Source organism: Rhodococcus sp. 05-2254-6, assembly GCF_002258565.1.
In the GTDB taxonomy this organism is placed as follows: domain Bacteria; phylum Actinomycetota; class Actinomycetes; order Mycobacteriales; family Mycobacteriaceae; genus Rhodococcoides.
Genome location: NZ_NOZF01000098.1, coordinates 1 through 953, shown reverse-complemented (window position 1 = coordinate 953; position 953 = coordinate 1). Strand labels below are relative to the sequence as shown.

At 59.1% G+C, this 953-nt stretch carries 1 protein-coding gene; it reads right to left on the bottom strand.

Annotation, left to right across the window (positions count from 1 at the left end):
• A partial coding sequence (locus CH256_RS11845) for an AMP-binding protein (RefSeq protein ID WP_141214935.1) occupies window positions 1-915 on the bottom strand: 915 nt, incomplete at its 3' end.
• Window positions 916-953 lie beyond the last annotated feature (38 nt).

Genomic DNA, 953 nt, shown 5'->3' with positions numbered 1-953 from the left:
CCGCAAACCGGAATCCAACACAAACAACGCATCACCCGGCACCGGCGTACCGATAGGAGCTCCATGACCAGGCTTCATGGGCGCACTCATAGAGGCGTAGAACGTCTCTGTCTCCCCGTAGCCATTGATCATTTCTCGGCCTGAAGCCCACCGATCGACAAGTTCGGGCGAGCATGCCTCACCCCCCACAAAAATGGTCCTTACTTGATCTATTCCCTCGGGCGAGAGCATCTCGAGTGCGGACGGGGTCTGGTTGACGGTGGTGACCTGCTCGTCTACCAGGATTCGGTGAAAGTCCGTTGCGGAGCGGGCGGCATGCTCAGGGATGATCACCAAGCGGCCGCCGTGCAGCAGAGCGCCCCACATCTCCCACACCGACACATCGAACGAGTACGAATGGAACATCGACCACACCTGATCTGGGGAATGTTTGAAAGCATGTTCCGAAGCTGCGTAGGTCTGGGTGACGTTCGTTTGTGTGATGCCGACGCCTTTGGGTGTGCCTGTCGTTCCTGAGGTGTAGATGATGTACGCGAGGAGGTCAGCATTCGGCACCGGCAACGTCGTCGTCGGCTGTTCAGCGACCTTGGGATCCTCGACATCTATCAGTGGGACCCCGGACTTACTGACGCGACCAGCGAGGCTCACCGTGGTCAAAATCGCGGCCGGCGCAGCGTCTTGTAGAACGAATGCCAGGCGCTCGTCAGGGGTGTTGATGTCGATCGGCAAGTAAGCAGAACCCAGCTTCAGCACCGAAAGTATGGCTATCACAGTGTGTTCCGAACGTGGCAGCAACAGTGCAACAACGTCCTCTACTCCCACCCCACGCCCAGCCAACAAATGAGCCAACTGCGTCGATGTGTCGGTGTGGGAGATGTGGGGCGCTCTGCTGCACGGCGGCCGCTTGGTGATCATCCCTGAGCATGCCGCCCGCTCCGCAACGGACTTTCACC